The organism is Streptomyces sp. NPDC031474 (assembly GCF_055581185.1).
The window spans coordinates 12713-28021 of record NZ_JBVIJX010000036.1 but is presented as its reverse complement, the minus strand read 5'-3'; the positions used below and the strand labels follow the sequence as shown (position 1 = coordinate 28021).

Genomic DNA, 15309 nt, shown 5'->3' with positions numbered 1-15309 from the left:
ATGTCCGCATACACCCGTGCCGAGGCACGTGACTGGGCCCGCGAGAAGCTTGTCGGCGCGGTCAACTGCACCATCCCCTCGTTCACCGGCGACCTGCGGGCCGTCAACGAGCAAGCCGTCCGCCACGACATCCGCCTCGCCAAGGAGCATGGCTTCATCGGCACCCTCGGTGTCTCCGAGATCAGCATCACCCTCGACGAGTACCTGGAGTTCCTCCGCATCTCCAAGGACGAGGCCGGCGACGACTTCTACGTCGTCCACCACGCGAGCTGGAACGACCTCGAGCAGAACCTCGAAGCGGTCCGTGGTGCCGAAGCGGCGGGAGCGGACCTGGTGCTGCTGGCCTACCCGCCCAACTTCTACCCGGAGTCCGAGCAGGAGATCTACGACTACACCAAGGCGGTCTGCGAGGCCACGAACCTCGGGATCATCCTGTTCCCGATGACCATCTGGAACTTCGGCACTCGCATCCACCCCTCCGATCTCCCGACCCGGCTGATCCGCCGTCTGATCGACGACATCCCCAACATCGCGGTCATCAAGGCCGAAGGCGGATACCCCAACATCCAGAGCGCCGTCGAGTGCAATCGGCTCTTCGGCGACGAGGTGGTCATATCGGTGCCGATCGAGGGCGATCTGATCCCTCTGTCGCAGGTGATGCCCATTCAGTTGTCGGCGACCAGCGACCACGAGTACTTCGGCCCGATGATCCCGCGCGTCATGGAACTGCTGCGCGACGGGAAGCATGACGAGGCGACGGCGATCTACTGGCAGCTGCATCCCGCCCGCAAGACCAAGGCCGCACTGTTCGGGACCCTGCACGGTGGGTCGGTCCTCAACCGCCAGGCGTGGAAGTTCCAGGGCTGGCTGCAGGGATACAACGGCGGACCGCTCCGCCAGCCGACGATGCGCCTCCAGGACAGCCAGATGGCCGCCCTGCGCAAGGGACTCGTGGACGCCGGCCTGGAGCCGAGCATGGATCCCATCCGTGAGTTCTTCACCGGACGCCACCCGGCCTGACAACACGACCCCGGACCGGCCCCGGGGGCGGCAGCCGCAGAGCTGCCGCCCCCGGGGCCGTAGTTGTCCGACTCAAGCGGCTGATGGCCGTTCAGTGTTCCTGGAAGGCACGGCTGATACGGGCGTCCAGAGACACACCAGCGCCCCGTTCGCCCGCGAGACGCGCGCACAGAGCCGCCACCGTCAGATCCTGCAGAGCGGACCCGACCGACTTGTAGAGCACGATGTCATCGGTTCCGGTCCGGCCCGGTGCGCGACCGGACACCACGTCGGCGAGAGATACGAGCTTGTCGGTGAACTCCAGGCCCTCGGCCCGTGCGGCGATGAAGTCGCCGGTCTCGTGGGCGACTTCGTCGACAAGGTCGCACACCACGACATCCGCGCGGTCGATGGCGACAGGGTCGAGTTCACGCTGCTCGGGCAGCGTCGACCCGATGGACACGACGGTCGTACCCGGTTTGAGCCAGGTGCCGCGAACGGTGGGCGTCTCGTCCCGGGACCGGGCGGCGCACAGCACCAGATCCACGCCGTCGACCGCGTCCTCGGGCGCCTCGGCGGGAACCACCTCGGCCGCCAGGTCGGTGAACGACCCGGCGAACCGGGCTCGGCTCGCCGGGCTCGGGCTGTAGACCCGTACGGTGGTGAGCTCCCGCGTCGAGGCCAGGGCCCGAAGATGATTCGTAGCCTCGAACCCCGAGCCGATGACGGCGACCGAGAGTGGCCTTTGCGGTGCCAGGAACCGGACGGCGAGGGCCGAGGTCGCCGCGGTACGGAAGCCCGTGATCGACCGGCCGTCCAGCAGGGCGACGAGCTCCGTGGTCTCGAGGTCGAACAGCGCCACGAGGTAGGCGCCCCTGCGCTTGCCGTTCGACACGGCGATGAGCTTGGCTCCCATCACACCGCTGCTCGGGAGTATCCCGCTGAGGGTGCGCATCCACTCCTCCTCGCCCCTGGCCATCGTCCGCGGGGGGAAGTGCGCTTCGGAGACCGGAGCGGCGTAGGCCTCGTGCAGAGCCTTCAGCGCGGACTCCCAGTCGAGCAGGGAACGGACGTCGTCGTCGGTGAGATACACGGCCATGGGGAAGCTCCTTGCGGGTGAGCCGGTCGACCGGAGGAGGGGGGTGCGCGACAGGCCGGAATGCGCCGACTACGAAGATCGCGGCGTGTGTGAGCCGAGAGATGCTGGGGCACGCCAACTCCTGGCGCCAAAGGGCTCGTTGACAGCAGGGACGTGCAGATCGCGGGGGATCCGGCGGCGCACGAGCCGGTCGACCGGCCTACTCCGTTCGATGCGGTACGTATCGTTTCGATTCGTGCTTACTTTAAGTGGCGGCCGCACTGTCCGCAATCCCGTGCGCGCCTCCAACCCTTTCGCGAGAACGACTGGCTACGCCGAGATTTCCCCGAAGCGGATCACGTGCGATCCCCGACCGCCGGCCGTACCGGTCCGTCCTCAAGGGCCCGGCGGCAGAAGTCGGCGAACGCTTTGGCTCGTCTGGTGAGGTTGGCGCGGGCGGGCCAGGCGAGCAGCACGGGCATGTCCGGCACCTCCTCCCGGATCGCGCATTCGGCCAGCGGTACGCCTTCGTGGCTGATTCCGGAGGCGGGCCGCTGGATCAGAAGTGAGTAGCCGAGGCCCCGGGCCACCAGGGACCGCACCGTCTCGAAGCTGCTCGTCGTGTGCCGGATCACCGGCCGTATGCCGAGTGAGGCGAGCAGCTCCGTGAAGTAGTGCAGGCTCGGCGGGTTGTCGAGCATGACCATCGGCTCGTCCGCGAGGTCGTGCAGGCTCACCGGCGCCTGTCCGGCCAGGGGGTGCGCGCGGGGCAGGAGCAGATGCGGCCGGGTGATGTACAGCGTCTCCTGCTGGATGCCCGGCTGCAGGTCGAGGTCGTACAGCAGGGCCATCTCGCAGCTGCCGTCGAGAAGTTTCTCCTGCAGCTCCACCTGAGTGCCCTCCGTGAAGCTCAGCCGCACCGTCGGATGCTCGGTGGCGAAACCCTCCAGGACGCCGGGCATCAGGAACGGGGCCAGGGTCGTGTAGCAGCCGACCGTCAGGTTCCCGGAGAGCTCCCCGCCCAGGTTGCGTGCACTGGAGACCAGTTCGTCCGCGTGGGCGAGCAGCGGGCGCGCGTCGGCGAGCACGGCCAGGCCGGCCTGAGTGATCGTCAGCCCTTTGGCCTGGCGGCGCAGGAACAGCTGGACGCCGAGGGTGCGCTCGAGCTCGCTGACGGCCAGGGCGATCGTCGACTGGGAGATGTGCTCGCGTGCCGCGGCGCCCGCGATGGTTCCGGCCTCGGCCGCCGCCACGAAGAACCGGAGCTGGCGCAGTGAGAGCGTCATGGTCCATACCTCAGGATTCCTGTGGTTGTTGTCGGCGCATTGCTGGATTCCAGAGTATTCCGTGCTCAGGCGCCGTACCGCACAGTCGTTGCAGCCCGATGCGGCCGACATCCCCTGTCCGGATGTCGCCGACACGTGAGGAGCCGCCATGTCCATCGCACGCAATCTCACCAGCAAGGACCTCTACGCCGACCCGTATCCCGTCTACCGCGAACTCAGGGACGACGAGCCCTGGGCCTGGTCGGACGGGCTCGGCATGTGGCTCGTCAGCCGCTACGAGGACGTCGTCTTCGTCGACGAGCACCCCGAGATCTTCACCGCGCACCAGGAGAACTCCCTCGCCGAACGCACCATGGGTCTGGTCATGATCCGAACCGACGGCGACGCCCACCGCAGGCTGCGCTCGGCGGTGGACGGCCCGCTGAAGCGTCGCAACGTACGTCAGCAGTGGTCGGCGGGGCTCACCGCGCACGCCACCGAACTCGCCGGGCGGTTGGCCGAGAAGCCCGAGTTCGACCTGGTGACGGACTTCGCGGCGCCGTTCGCCGCCCAGGCACTGATGCGGACGGCGGGGCTCCCCGACGTGACCACCGAGCAGGTGGTCGAGTGGTCGCGTGCCTTCATCGCGGGCCTGGCCAACCACGACGACGACCCCGAGGTCTGGGAACGGGCCGGACGCGCCAGGACCGAGGTGGGGGAGCTGGTCCGCGAGGCCGTCGCCCGCGTGACGGCCGTACCGGACCACACCGTGATCTCCGCGATGGTGCACGCCGAACTCGCCGAACCGCTGACGACCGAGGAGATCGCCACTCAGGTGCGTCTGATGATCTCCGGCGGCTTCAACGAGCCCTGGCATGCGCTGGCCACCCTGGTCTGGCAGCTGTGTGAACAGCCTCAGCTGCGCGACCGCGTACTGGCCGATTCCGGGGCCCTCGACGCGGCCATCGAGGAGACGATGCGCTGGCTCACCCCCGTCGGAGCCTTTCCGCGTCAGCTCGCCGTCGACCACACGGTGGGGGACGTGACCCTGCGAGCCGGGGACAAGCTGCTCGCGCTCGCCGCGTCGGCCAATCGGGACGACCGGAAGTTCGCCGCCCCCGACGCCTTCGACATCGACCGTCCCGAACTCTCGGACCACCTCGCCTTCTCGCTCGGCGCGCACTACTGCCTCGGCACCTATCTGGCACGGGAGCAGCTCCGCACCGCGGTGCCCGCACTGTTCAACTCGCTCACCGGGCTGCGCGTCACCAGCACTCCGAACCTCGTCGGCTGGATGTTCCGCGGACCGGAATCGGTCCTCATGCGTCACGACGCCCAGGGCGTGAACGGAGCGGCACAGTGATCCCGCTCTGTCCGATCGCCGACCTCACCCCCGGTGTGGTCACCCGGATCGCCAGGCCCGACGTGCCGGTTCCCCTGGCACTCGTCAAGGTCGGCGAACGTGTCTTCTGTATCGACGACACCTGCTCCCACGAGACCGCCTCGCTGTCCGACGGCTGGCTCGACGGCCATGAGATCGAATGCCCGCTGCACGAGTCACGTTTCGACCTGCGCACCGGCAAGCCCGACTGCCCGCCCGCGCGGCGGCCCATCCGTACCCACGTCGTGCAGATCGTCGACGACATGGTGTGCGTCGACGCAGCGTCGTTGGCGCCGGCCACGGAGACCGCGCGATGACCACGATCGCCGTCGTCGGCACCGGACTGGCCGGTGTCAGAGCCGCCGAGGCCCTGCGCACCGAGGGCTACGACGGGCGTCTCGTGCTGGTCGGCGAGGAGGCCGCGCAGCCCTATGACCGGCCTCCGTTGTCCAAGCAGGTGCTGCTGGGCAAGTGCGAGAGCCAGGACATCGCGCTGACGGACGAAGACCTGCGTGCCGTGCTCGACGCCGAATGGCTGCTCGGTACCCGCGCCACCGCCCTCGATCCGGCCTCACGGGCGCTCACCCTCGCCGACGGGCGAAGCCTGCACGCGGACGGTGTGGTCATCGCGACGGGAGCCCGCGCTCGCACACTCCCCGGAATGCCGCGGCTGCGCGGGGTGCACACCCTCCGCACGCTCGACGACGCACACCGATTGCGCGAGGACCTGTCCCGTCCCGCCCGGGTCGTCGTGGTGGGAGGCGGGTTCATCGGCGCGGAGGTCGCCTCCTCGGCGCGTGCCCTCGGACACGAGGTGACCATCGTCGAGTACGAACAGACGCCACTGCTACGTCAGTTGGGGGCCGACGCCGCCGGCATCCTGGGTCGCCTGCACACGGACCACGGGGTCGCTCTGGTGACCGGCGTGGGTGTGACGGGCCTCGTCGGCGAGGACGCGGTGCGAGCGGTGGAGTTGTCCGACGGCCGCATCCTTCCCGCGGACGTGGTGGTCGTCGGCGTGGGAGCCGTGCCCAACACCGAGTGGCTGACGGGTTCCGGTGTCGCCTGCGACAACGGCGTCCTCACGGACGAGCGGTGCCGGACCACCGTGCCCGGGGTCGTCGCGGCGGGCGACGTGGCCGCGTACCGCTGCCGCGGGGGGCGGCTGCGCATCGAGCACTGGACCAACGCGCGGGACATGCCGCTTATCGCGGCCGGATCGCTGCTGGCCACGTTGCGAGGGCAGGACCCCACGGCACAACCGGTCCACGACCCGCTGCCCTATGTGTGGTCGGACCAGTACGGCGTCCACCTCCAGATCGCCGGCCGACCCGGCGTCGACGACGTGCTCGAACTCGTCTCGGGCTCGTTCGACGACAGCTTCGCAGCCGTGTACCGGCGCGACGGCGAGATCTCCGGCGTCCTCGCGGTCGACAGCCCAAGGGAGTTCGGACGGCTGCGCCGGGATCTCCGCAGCGCCTGGAGCGTCCGGTAGCCCGGTCGACGCGTCGCCGACCCACTCAACTTTCCAGAGGAACCCTTCCAGAGGAACACAGACATGTCTCATGAAGTCCGCGCTGTCGTGGCCCGCAGCAAAGGCGCCCCTGTCTCGGTGGAGACCATCCTGGTGCCCGACCCCGGGCCGGGCGAGGCCCTGGTGCGGGTGCAGGCCTGCGGGGTGTGCCACACCGACCTGCACTACCGGGAGGGCGCCATCGGGGACGACTTCCCCTACCTGCTCGGCCACGAGGCCGCGGGAGTCGTCGAAGCGGTCGGTGAAGACGTCACCGACGTCGTCCCCGGTGATTTCGTCATCCTCAACTGGCGAGCGGTGTGCGGGCGGTGCCGTGCCTGTCGGCGCGGCCAGCCCTGGTACTGCTTCGACACGCACAACGCACGGCAGAAGATGACGCTGAAGGACGGCACGGAGCTGGCGCCCGCCCTCGGTATCGGGGCCTTCGCGGAGAAGACCCTCGTGGCCGCCGGCCAGTGCACGAAAGTCCCCCAGGTCCGGCCCGAAGCGGCCGGCCTCCTCGGCTGCGGGCTCATGGCCGGGCTGGGAGCCGCGCTCAACACCGCACCCGTCAGCAGGGGACAGAGCGTCGCGGTGATCGGCTGCGGCGGCGTCGGCGACGCGGCGATCGCCGGTGCCCGCCTCGCCGGAGCGGCCAGGATCATCGCGGTGGACATCGACGACCGGAAGCTGGCCCTGGCCGAGACCTTCGGCGCCACACACACTGTCAACTCCCGCGACACCGACCCCGTGACGGCGATCCGCGAACTCACCGGCGGGCACGGAGCGGACGTGGTGATCGATGCCGTCGGCCGTCCGGAGACGTACAAGCAGGCCTTCCACGCCCGTGACCTGGCCGGAACCGTCGTACTGGTGGGGGTCCCGACGCCGGACATGAAGCTGGAGCTGCCGCTGCTGGACGTCTTCGGCCGCGGTGGCGCGCTGAAGTCCTCCTGGTACGGCGACTGCCTGCCCTCGAGGGACTTTCCGATGCTGGTCGACCTGTACCGGCAAGGGCGACTGGACCTGGACGCCTTCGTCACCGAGACGATCGCCCTCGACGAGGTGGAGAAGGCCTTCGAGAAGATGCACTCAGGTGAGGTGCTGCGGTCCGTGGTGGTGTTCTGAGTGGCCGCACGAGTCGAACACGTCGTCACCACCGGGGAGTTCACCCTCGACGGCGGTACGTGGGACGTGGACAACAACGTCTGGATCGTCGGGAACGACGAGGAGGCCCTTGTCATCGACGCCTCCCACGACACGGACGCGATCGCCGCAGCCGTCGGCGAGCGTCGGCTGACCGCGATCGTGTGCACGCATGCCCACAACGACCACATCAACGCCGCCCCGGCGCTCGCCGCCCGCACCGGTGCACCGATCCTTCTCCACCTGGACGACCGCATCCTGTGGCGGAACGTCCACCCGGACACATCCCCGGACGGTTACCTTTCCGACCGGCGTCGCCTCACAGTCGCCGGCACGGAACTCATCGTGCTGCACACGCCCGGCCACACCCCAGGGGCCATCTGTCTGTACGCGCCGGACCTCGGCACTGTCTTCACCGGCGACACGCTCTTCGCCGGCGGCCCGGGGGCCACCGGGCGGTCGTTCTCGGACTTCCCCACCATCATCCGTTCCATCCGCAGCGAACTCCTGCCCCTGCCGCCGGACACCCGGGTACTCACCGGGCACGGAGCGACCACGACCATCGGGGCCGAGGCTCCGCATCTGGAGGAGTGGATCGTCCGCGGGCACTGAATTCTCCGCTCCGGTCTTCCCAGGAGCGGTCGGCACAGGTACCGTCCAAATAATCAAAGCTTTGATTACATGCTTTGATCAGGATCTTGCCCGCTTCGTCCCCAGCCCTGCTGGGCCGGCGCCGCCCCCTTTTCGGCCCTTTGCCAGAGGGCACAGCCGACGATCGACTCAAGGAGTCCTCCTCATGTCCCGAGCCCTCGCCCCTCCCAGCCCTGGCGCCCTGCGCGCCTGCATGTCCCGGTTCGCCACCGGCGTCACCGTCGTGACGTACGCGGGCGAGGACGGTCCCCGGGGCGCGACCATGAACTCCTTCACCTCCGTCTCCGCCGACCCCGCGCTGGTGCTCGTCAGCGTCGCCCGACGCGCCCGCTGCCACGACCAGCTGATCGACAGTTCCTTCTGTGTCAACATCCTCGGCGCCGAACAGGAGCCGCTGGCCCGGCTGTTCGCCGGGGCGCAGGGCGCCACCGAGCCCCGCTGGGCGACCGCGGCTCGGGTGCCCCGCCTCACGAACCCGCTGGCATGGGTGGAGTGCGAGCCATGGCAGGCGTACGACGGCGGAGACCACACCCTCCTCGTCGGCCGCGTCACCGACCTCGGCCACCGCGACGGCGACGCCCTCACCTACGCCTGGAGCCGCTTCGGCACCGCGGCCGAGTCCACCGACGGCATCGAACACCTCATCTGAACCCGCCCCCCGCTGATCACCTCCACAGGAGAACCACCATGGCCGCACGCACCGGCAAGGAATACCTGGAGCGCCTCGCCGCCTCCCGCCCCACCGTCCACATCCAGGGCGAGACCGTCACCGGCGGCATCCAGGACCACCCCGCCTTCCGCAACGTCGTCCAGACCTACGCCGAACTGTTCGACCTCCAGCACTCGGACGAGCACAAGGACACCCTCACCTACACCTCGCCCACGTCCGGCGAGCCGGTGGGCACGTCCTTCCTCACCCCGAAGACACCGGACGACCTGGCCAAGCGCCGCAAGGCGTTCAAGGTGTGGGCCGACCACAGCAACGGCATGCTCGGCCGCACCGGCGACTACATGAACAGCTCCCTGATGGCGCTCGCCTCGGCCGCCGACTGGTTCGCCCAGGCCAACCCCGCCTTCGGCGAGAACATCCGCCGCTACTACGAGAAGGTCCGCGAAGAGGACCTGCTGTGCACCCACACGCTGATCCCGCCGCAGGTCAACCGGTCCGTGGCCGGCACCCAGCAGGCCGGCGGCAAGCTCGCCGCGCGGATCGTGAAGGAGGACGACAACGGCGTCGTCATCAGCGGGGCGCGCATGCTCGCCACCATCGCCCCGTTCGCCGACGAGATGCTCGTCTTCCCCTCCACCGTGCTGCGCGGCACCCCCGAGGACAAGCCGTACTCCTACGCCTTCGCCATCCCCAACGACACCCCCGGCCTGCGCTACATCGCCCGCGAACCCCTCGACTACGACCGTCCGCGCCACGACCACCCCCTCGCCTCCCGCTTCGAGGAGTCCGACTGCGTCGTCGTCTTCGACGACGTGCACGTGCCGTACGAGCGCTGCTTCGCCCTCGGCGACGCGGAACTGTGCAACGGCTTCTACTCGCAGACGTCCTCCGTGGTGCACATGACCCACCAGGTCGTCACCCGCACCACCGCCAAGACCGAGTACGTCCTCGGCCTGGTGTCGCTGCTGACCGAGGCCATCGGCATCGAGCAGTTCCAGCACGTCCAGGAGGACGTCGCCGAGATCATCACCACGCTGGAGATGTTGCGGGCCTTCCTGCGCGCCGCCGAGGCGGACGCCGAGGTCAACGAGTACGGGGTCCTGACCCCGGCCTTCGCCCCGCTCAACGCGGCCCGCAACCTGTACCCCAAGCTGTACCAGCGCTTCCCGCAGATCCTGCGCAAGCTCGGCGCCTCCGGCCTCATGGCCACCCCGACCGAACTCGACATCCAGGGCCCCGCTGCCGCCGACATCGAGGCGTACCTCCAGTCGGCCACCCTCACCGGCCCCGAGCGCGTGAAGCTCTTCCGCCTGGTGTGGGACACCTGCATCTCCGCCTTCTCCAGCCGCCAGGCCCTGTACGAGTACTACTTCTTCGGCGACCCGGTCCGGATGGCCGGCGCGTACGTGAAGAGCTACGACCGCGAGCCGTACAAGGCCAGGGTCCAGGCCTTCCTCGACCGCGCCTGATCCCGGACGGACGACATGACGCACCCGCTCGGAAACTCCCCCTCGAAGATCATCGCTCTGCATCTCAACTACCCCAGCCGCGCCAAGGAGCGCGGCCGGATCCCCGCCCATCCGTCGTACTTCCTCAAGCCACCCTCGTCGTTGGCGGGCACCAAGGAGGCACTCGTCCGCCCCGACGGATGCGAACTCCTCGGCTTCGAAGGCGAGATCGCCCTCGTCATCGGCTCGCGCGCGCAACGGGTGAGGCCCGAGAACGGCTGGCAGTACGTGCGATGGGTGACCGCCGCCAACGACGCCGGTGTGTACGACCTGCGCTACGCCGACCGCGGCTCCAACCTCCGCTCCAAGGGCGCAGACGGCTTCACGCCGATCGGACCGCGACTGCTGGACGCACGCCAACTCGACCCGGCCGCGCTGAGGTTGCAGACCTGGGTCAACGGCGAACTGGTCCAGGACGACACCACGGACACCCTGCTGTTCCCGTTCGGCGAGCTGATCGCGGACCTGTCGAGGCAGGTCACCCTGGAGCCGGGGGACATCATCCTCACCGGCACGCCGGCCGGCGCCTCCGTGGTCGCCCCCGGTGACGTGGTCGAGGTCGAGGTGACCGGAAACGGGCTGTCCACCGGCCGCCTCCGCAATCCCGTCGCCGCCGGGCCGGCCCTGGACTCGTACGGGGCGATGCCCAAGGCCGATCCGGCGGAGCGGGAGGCCGCGTACGGGACGGCGTACACTCCCGCGCCCCTGCTGGACAAGCGGGTCGAGGAGGGGCTGCGCTCGGTCGCAGTCGCCACCCTCAGCGCACAGCTCCGTGCCCGCGGCCTGCCGCACATGTCCATCGACGGTGTCCGCCCCACGCTGCCGGACCGGACCATGGTCGGCGTCGCGCACACCCTGCGCTATCTGCCGCTGCGCGAGGACCTCTTCAAGAAGTACGGCAACGGTATGAACGCCCAGAAGCGGGCGATCGAGGAGCTGAGGCCGGGCCACGTGCTCGTCATGGACGCACGCCGCGACACCTCCGCCGGGACCCTCGGCGACATCCTCGCGCTGCGGGCCCAGACGCGTGGTGCGGCCGGGGTCGTCACCGACGGCGGCCTGCGCGACAGCGCCGCGGTCACCGAACTCGGCCTGCCCGTCTACCACGGCGGGGAGCACCCCTCCGTCCTGGGCCGCCGCCACATCCCGTGGGACTCGGGCGTGCCCATCGCCTGTGGCGGCGCGCTGGTGCAGCCGGGCGACCTGATCGTCGGTGACGCGGACGGTGTCGTGGTCGTGCCACCCGAGCTGGCCGTGGAGCTGATCGCCGACTGCCGGGAGCAGGAGCTGCGAGAGCGCTTCATCACCGAGCAGGTGCGTGCCGGGCACAGCGTCGACGGGCTGTACCCCCTCGGTCCCGACTGGCACGAACCGTTCGAGCAGTGGCGCCGCAGCCACGCCCCTTCGCAAGAGTCGCAAGGAGAAACCGCATGAAGTTCCGCAGCGATCCCACCACCATCCGCGGATCCATCGCCCCGGTCGTCACCCCGTTCACCGACGAGGGCGCCGTCGACCACGACAGCCTCCGCTCCCTGATCCGCTTCCAGCTGGAGTCCGGTTCGCACGGCATCTCGCTCGGCGGCTCCACCGGCGAGCCCAGCGCACAGACCGTCGCCGAGCGGATCGCCACCATGCGTACGGCCGTCGAGGAGATTGGCGACCGGGTGCCCTTCCTGCCCGGAACCGGCTCGCACAAGCTGAACGAGACCCTGGAGCTGACGGCCGCCGCACAGGACCTGGGAGCGGACGCGGCCCTGGTGATCACCCCCTACTACGCGCGCCCCACCCAGGAGGCGCTGTACCAGTGGTATGCCACGGTCGCCCGGGAGTTCCCGGACCTGCCGATCGTCGCGTACAACGTGCCCTCCCGCACGGCGGTCGACATCGCCCCCGAGACGGTGAAGCGGCTGTTCACCGACTTCGACAACTTCGTCGGAGTCAAGGAGACCACCAAGGACTTCGAACACTTCTCCCGCGTGCTGCACGCCTGCGGCCGCTCGCTGCTGGTGTGGTCCGGCATCGAACTCCTCTGCCTGCCGCTGCTCGCCCTGGGGGGCGCCGGCTTCGTCAGCGCCGTGGCCAACCTGGCGCCGACCGCCGTGGCAAGGATGTACGAGCTGTGGGAGTCGGGGGACTTCGACGGCGCGCGGGACCTGCACTACCGCCTGCACCCGCTGGTGGACCTGCTCTTCGTGGAGACCAACCCGGCCCCGGCGAAGTGGGTCCTCGCCCAGCAGGGACGGATCGCCTCGCCTCACGTACGGCCGCCGCTCATCACACCCACCGCCCCGGGCCTGGCCCGCATCCGCACTCTCCTCGCCGAGGGCGGGGACCTGACGCAGCAGCTCGGAACGCAAGCGAACGGAGCCGACAAGTGAGCACCGCCCCCGAGGGCCTGCCCTCGACCATCCGGCACTGGATCGGTGGCGAACTCGTCGACGCGGCCGACGGCCGTACCTTCGACGTCACCGACCCGGTGTCCAACACCGCCTACACACAGGCCGCACGGGGTGCGCGGGACGACGTCCAGCGGGCCGTCGAGGCAGCGCGGGCCGCCTTCCCCGGCTGGTCGTCCATATCCAACCGCGAACGCGCTCGCGTCCTGTACCGCATCGCCGACGCCGTCGAGGCCCGCCACGACCGCCTCGCCCGGTTCGAGTCGTACGACTCGGGCCTGCCGATCACCCAGGCCAAGGGCCAGGCGCGGCGCGCCGCGGAGAACTTCCGCTACTTCGCCGACGTCATCGTCGCGCTCGGCGAGGAGGCCTTCCGGCAGGGCGGTGAGCAGTTCAGCTACGTGGTCCGCACCGCGGTCGGGGTCGCCGGCCTGATCACCCCGTGGAACACCCCGTTCATGCTGGAGAGCTGGAAGCTCGCGCCGGCCCTCGCCTCCGGCTGCACGCTCATCCTCAAGCCCGCTGAGTGGACGCCTCTGTCGGCCTCGCTCTGGCCTGAGATCTTCGCCGAGGCGGGCGTGCCGGCCGGAGCCGTGAACATCGTCCACGGCATCGGCGAGGAGGCCGGGCAAGCTCTCGTCGACCACCCGGACGTGCCGCTGATCTCCTTCACGGGCTCGACCGACACGGGCCGCCACATCATCCGCTCCTCGGCCGAGCACCTCAAGACCACGTCGATGGAGCTGGGCGGCAAGTCCCCGGTCGTCGTCTTCGCCGACGCGGACATCGAGGCGGCCCTGGACTCCGTGGTCTTCGGCGTGTTCTCGCTCAACGGCGAACGCTGCACGGCAGGTTCCCGGGTGCTCGTCGAGCGCCCGCTGTACGAGGAGTTCACCCGCCGCCTCGCCGAGCGAGCCGAACGGGTCAGGGTCGGCCTGCCCTCCGACCCCGCCACCGAGGTGGGCGCGCTGGTCCACACGGAGCACTACGAGCGCGTCCTGAACTACGTCGAGATCGGCAAGAAGGAGGCCCGGCTGGCGGCGGGCGGCGCCCGCCCGGACCACCTCACCGAGGGCAACTACCTCCAGCCGACCGTGTTCGCCGACGTGTCCCGTGACGCCCGTATCTTCCAGGAGGAGATCTTCGGCCCCGTCGTGGCCGTCGCGCCCTTCGACGACGAGGCCGAGGCGATCGAGCTGGCCAACGCCACCCAGTTCGGCCTGGCCGCGTACATCTGGACCTCGGACCTCAAGCGCGGTCACCGCATCGCGCACGCCGTCGAGTCCGGCATGGTCTGGATCAACTCGCACAACGTCCGTGACCTGCGCACCCCCTTCGGTGGTGTGAAGGCTTCCGGCGTCGGCCGGGAAGGCGGCGCCCACAGCATCGACTTCTACACCGAGTCCAAGATCGTCCACGTCGCTCTCGGTGACGTCCACACCCCACGATTCGGAGCCGTCCGATGACTGGAACAGCCGCACCGGACGTCGTGCGCTCCGCCTACGCACAGCTCGCCGTCACCGACCTGGCCAGGGCCCGCTGGTTCTGGGTGGACATGCTCGGATTCCACGTCCAGTACGAGGACGCCGACTCCCTCTACCTGCGCGGGACCGACGAACTCACCCATCACTCGCTCGTGCTGCGCAAGGGTGAGATCGCCGCTCTCGACCACATCTCCTACCGCGTCCGCACCCCTGAGGACGTCGACAGGGCGGAGAAGTTCTTCGCCGAACTCGGCCGCCCCGTCAAGCGGTTGAAGAAGGGCGAGGGCACGGTCGGAGTCGGGGACGCCGTACGCGTCGTCGACCCGCTCGGCTTCCCGGTCGAGTTCTTCCACGACATCGAGCGTGGTGAGCGCCTCATCCAGCGTTACGACCTCCACCGCGGCGCCCAGATCGCACGCCTCGACCACTTCAACATCTGTACCCCCGACATCCCCGCCGCCTACGCCCACTACCAGTCCCTCGGCTTCGGCTGCTCGGAGACCATCGAGGGCGACGAACACGAGCTGTACGCCGCCTGGATGTACCGCAAGCAGACCGTCCACGACGTCGCCTTCACCGGCGGGGCCGGCCCCCGCCTGCACCACCTGGGCGTCGCCACCCACGAGTCCCACCAGGTGCTGCGCACCGCCGACATCTTCGGCGCGCTGCACGAGGAGAAGCACATCGAGCGCGGGCCCGGCCGACACGGTGTCTCCAACGCCTTCTACGTCTACCTGCGCGATCCCGACGGCCACCGGGTGGAGATCTACACCTCGGACTACTACACCGGCGACCCGGACCACGAGACGTACCGGTGGAACGTCAACGACGACCGCCGCCGAGACTTCTGGGGCAACGCGGTGATCGAGTCCTGGTACAAGGAGGCGACCCCGGTCCTCGACCTCGACGGACGGCAGCAGCCGGTGAGCAGCTCACTTCTGGACGAGTCCGCCGTCCAGGTCGGCGCGGACGGACTGGGCTGACCGCGTGAACAGCTCCGGTGCCGGGTGCGGCACCGGAGCGGCCAGCACGGCGCGGCCGGAGCGTGAATCTGGCCCCGCTGGCCGCTGAAACCGGCATCCTCCCTGGTCAGCAGGGGCCGCTCGACCTCGGAAACCGTTCGGCGGCTGCGTCGATTGCCGCGTATCCTAAAGGATCAAGGAGTCGTCCAAAGCGTCGACTTTGTTGGGTCAACTGCCCGACTCCACCATTGCGGAA

14 protein-coding genes are annotated in these 15309 nt (G+C 69.4%); 12 read left to right on the top strand and 2 right to left on the bottom strand.

Features of this window, described 5'->3' with window-relative positions:
• Positions 1–1020: a dihydrodipicolinate synthase family protein gene (locus ACZ5SK_RS44765; protein WP_334583482.1), complete on the top strand. Its 1020-nt coding sequence runs from the start codon at positions 1–3 to the stop codon at positions 1018–1020.
• A 91-nt stretch (positions 1021–1111) separates the two neighbouring features.
• Here ACZ5SK_RS44765 and ACZ5SK_RS44760 read toward each other — a convergent pair whose 3' ends face one another.
• Both ACZ5SK_RS44760 and ACZ5SK_RS44755 read right to left on the bottom strand, forming a co-directional pair.
• Complete coding sequence (locus ACZ5SK_RS44760) at positions 1112–2098, bottom strand: ornithine cyclodeaminase family protein (protein WP_334583481.1); 987 nt, start codon at positions 2096–2098, stop codon at positions 1112–1114.
• 335 nt (positions 2099–2433) lie between these two features.
• Positions 2434–3363 (bottom strand): LysR family transcriptional regulator, encoded by a 930-nt coding sequence (locus ACZ5SK_RS44755; protein WP_361709879.1) that lies wholly within the window; start codon positions 3361–3363, stop codon positions 2434–2436.
• 148 nt (positions 3364–3511) lie between these two features.
• Here ACZ5SK_RS44755 and ACZ5SK_RS44750 point away from each other — a divergent pair, with 148 nt between their 5' ends.
• The 11 genes from ACZ5SK_RS44750 (at position 3512) to hpaD (ending at position 15074) form a co-directional block, all read left to right on the top strand.
• Complete coding sequence (locus tag ACZ5SK_RS44750) at positions 3512–4705, top strand: cytochrome P450 (RefSeq protein WP_468577810.1); 1194 nt, start codon at positions 3512–3514, stop codon at positions 4703–4705.
• Positions 4702–5040 (top strand): bifunctional 3-phenylpropionate/cinnamic acid dioxygenase ferredoxin subunit, encoded by a 339-nt coding sequence (locus tag ACZ5SK_RS44745; protein ID WP_334583478.1) that lies wholly within the window; start codon positions 4702–4704, stop codon positions 5038–5040. Before ACZ5SK_RS44750 ends, ACZ5SK_RS44745 begins: the two co-directional genes overlap by 4 nt.
• The gene (locus tag ACZ5SK_RS44740) at positions 5037–6218 is read left to right on the top strand and encodes an NAD(P)/FAD-dependent oxidoreductase (RefSeq protein WP_334583477.1); all 1182 of its coding nucleotides are present in this window, start codon (positions 5037–5039) and stop codon (positions 6216–6218) included. The genes ACZ5SK_RS44745 and ACZ5SK_RS44740 overlap by 4 nt, the downstream gene beginning before the upstream one ends.
• A gap of 63 nt (positions 6219–6281) precedes the next feature.
• Entirely contained in the window at positions 6282–7364 is a 1083-nt protein-coding gene (locus tag ACZ5SK_RS44735) for an S-(hydroxymethyl)mycothiol dehydrogenase (protein WP_334583476.1), read from the top strand.
• On the top strand, positions 7365–7994 hold the full coding sequence (locus ACZ5SK_RS44730) for an MBL fold metallo-hydrolase (protein ID WP_457495864.1): 630 nt from the start codon (positions 7365–7367) through the stop codon (positions 7992–7994).
• Between the two features lie 184 nt (positions 7995–8178).
• On the top strand, positions 8179–8682 hold the full coding sequence (locus ACZ5SK_RS44725; RefSeq protein WP_069758046.1) for a flavin reductase family protein: 504 nt from the start codon (positions 8179–8181) through the stop codon (positions 8680–8682).
• A gap of 38 nt (positions 8683–8720) precedes the next feature.
• Positions 8721–10172 (top strand): 4-hydroxyphenylacetate 3-monooxygenase, oxygenase component, encoded by a 1452-nt coding sequence (gene hpaB / locus ACZ5SK_RS44720; RefSeq protein ID WP_457495863.1) that lies wholly within the window; start codon positions 8721–8723, stop codon positions 10170–10172.
• Positions 10173–10187: 15 nt separating this feature from the next.
• The gene (locus tag ACZ5SK_RS44715; protein WP_457495862.1) at positions 10188–11645 is read left to right on the top strand and encodes a fumarylacetoacetate hydrolase family protein; all 1458 of its coding nucleotides are present in this window, start codon (positions 10188–10190) and stop codon (positions 11643–11645) included.
• Positions 11642–12589, top strand: a complete 948-nt coding sequence (dapA, locus tag ACZ5SK_RS44710; RefSeq protein ID WP_334583472.1) for a 4-hydroxy-tetrahydrodipicolinate synthase — start codon at positions 11642–11644, stop codon at positions 12587–12589. The genes ACZ5SK_RS44715 and dapA overlap by 4 nt, the downstream gene beginning before the upstream one ends.
• Positions 12586–14073, top strand: coding sequence for a 5-carboxymethyl-2-hydroxymuconate semialdehyde dehydrogenase (gene hpaE, locus ACZ5SK_RS44705; RefSeq protein ID WP_457495861.1), 1488 nt, complete (start codon positions 12586–12588; stop codon positions 14071–14073). The genes dapA and hpaE overlap by 4 nt, the downstream gene beginning before the upstream one ends.
• A complete protein-coding gene (gene hpaD / locus ACZ5SK_RS44700; protein WP_361709899.1) occupies positions 14070–15074 on the top strand; it encodes a 3,4-dihydroxyphenylacetate 2,3-dioxygenase in 1005 nt (334 codons plus the stop codon). The genes hpaE and hpaD overlap by 4 nt, the downstream gene beginning before the upstream one ends.
• The last annotated feature ends 235 nt before the right edge of the window (positions 15075–15309 follow it).

Coding starts and splice junctions, on each gene's coding strand:
- ACZ5SK_RS44765 (WP_334583482.1), top strand. CDS start 1: ATGTCCGCATACACCCGTGCCGAGGCACGTGACTGGGCCCGCGAGAAG.
- ACZ5SK_RS44760 (WP_334583481.1), bottom strand. CDS start 2,098: ATGGCCGTGTATCTCACCGACGACGACGTCCGTTCCCTGCTCGACTGG.
- ACZ5SK_RS44755 (WP_361709879.1), bottom strand. CDS start 3,363: ATGACGCTCTCACTGCGCCAGCTCCGGTTCTTCGTGGCGGCGGCCGAG.
- ACZ5SK_RS44750 (WP_468577810.1), top strand. CDS start 3,512: ATGTCCATCGCACGCAATCTCACCAGCAAGGACCTCTACGCCGACCCG.
- ACZ5SK_RS44740 (WP_334583477.1), top strand. CDS start 5,037: ATGACCACGATCGCCGTCGTCGGCACCGGACTGGCCGGTGTCAGAGCC.
- ACZ5SK_RS44735 (WP_334583476.1), top strand. CDS start 6,282: ATGTCTCATGAAGTCCGCGCTGTCGTGGCCCGCAGCAAAGGCGCCCCT.
- ACZ5SK_RS44725 (WP_069758046.1), top strand. CDS start 8,179: ATGTCCCGAGCCCTCGCCCCTCCCAGCCCTGGCGCCCTGCGCGCCTGC.
- hpaB (WP_457495863.1), top strand. CDS start 8,721: ATGGCCGCACGCACCGGCAAGGAATACCTGGAGCGCCTCGCCGCCTCC.
- ACZ5SK_RS44715 (WP_457495862.1), top strand. CDS start 10,188: ATGACGCACCCGCTCGGAAACTCCCCCTCGAAGATCATCGCTCTGCAT.
- dapA (WP_334583472.1), top strand. CDS start 11,642: ATGAAGTTCCGCAGCGATCCCACCACCATCCGCGGATCCATCGCCCCG.
- hpaD (WP_361709899.1), top strand. CDS start 14,070: ATGACTGGAACAGCCGCACCGGACGTCGTGCGCTCCGCCTACGCACAG.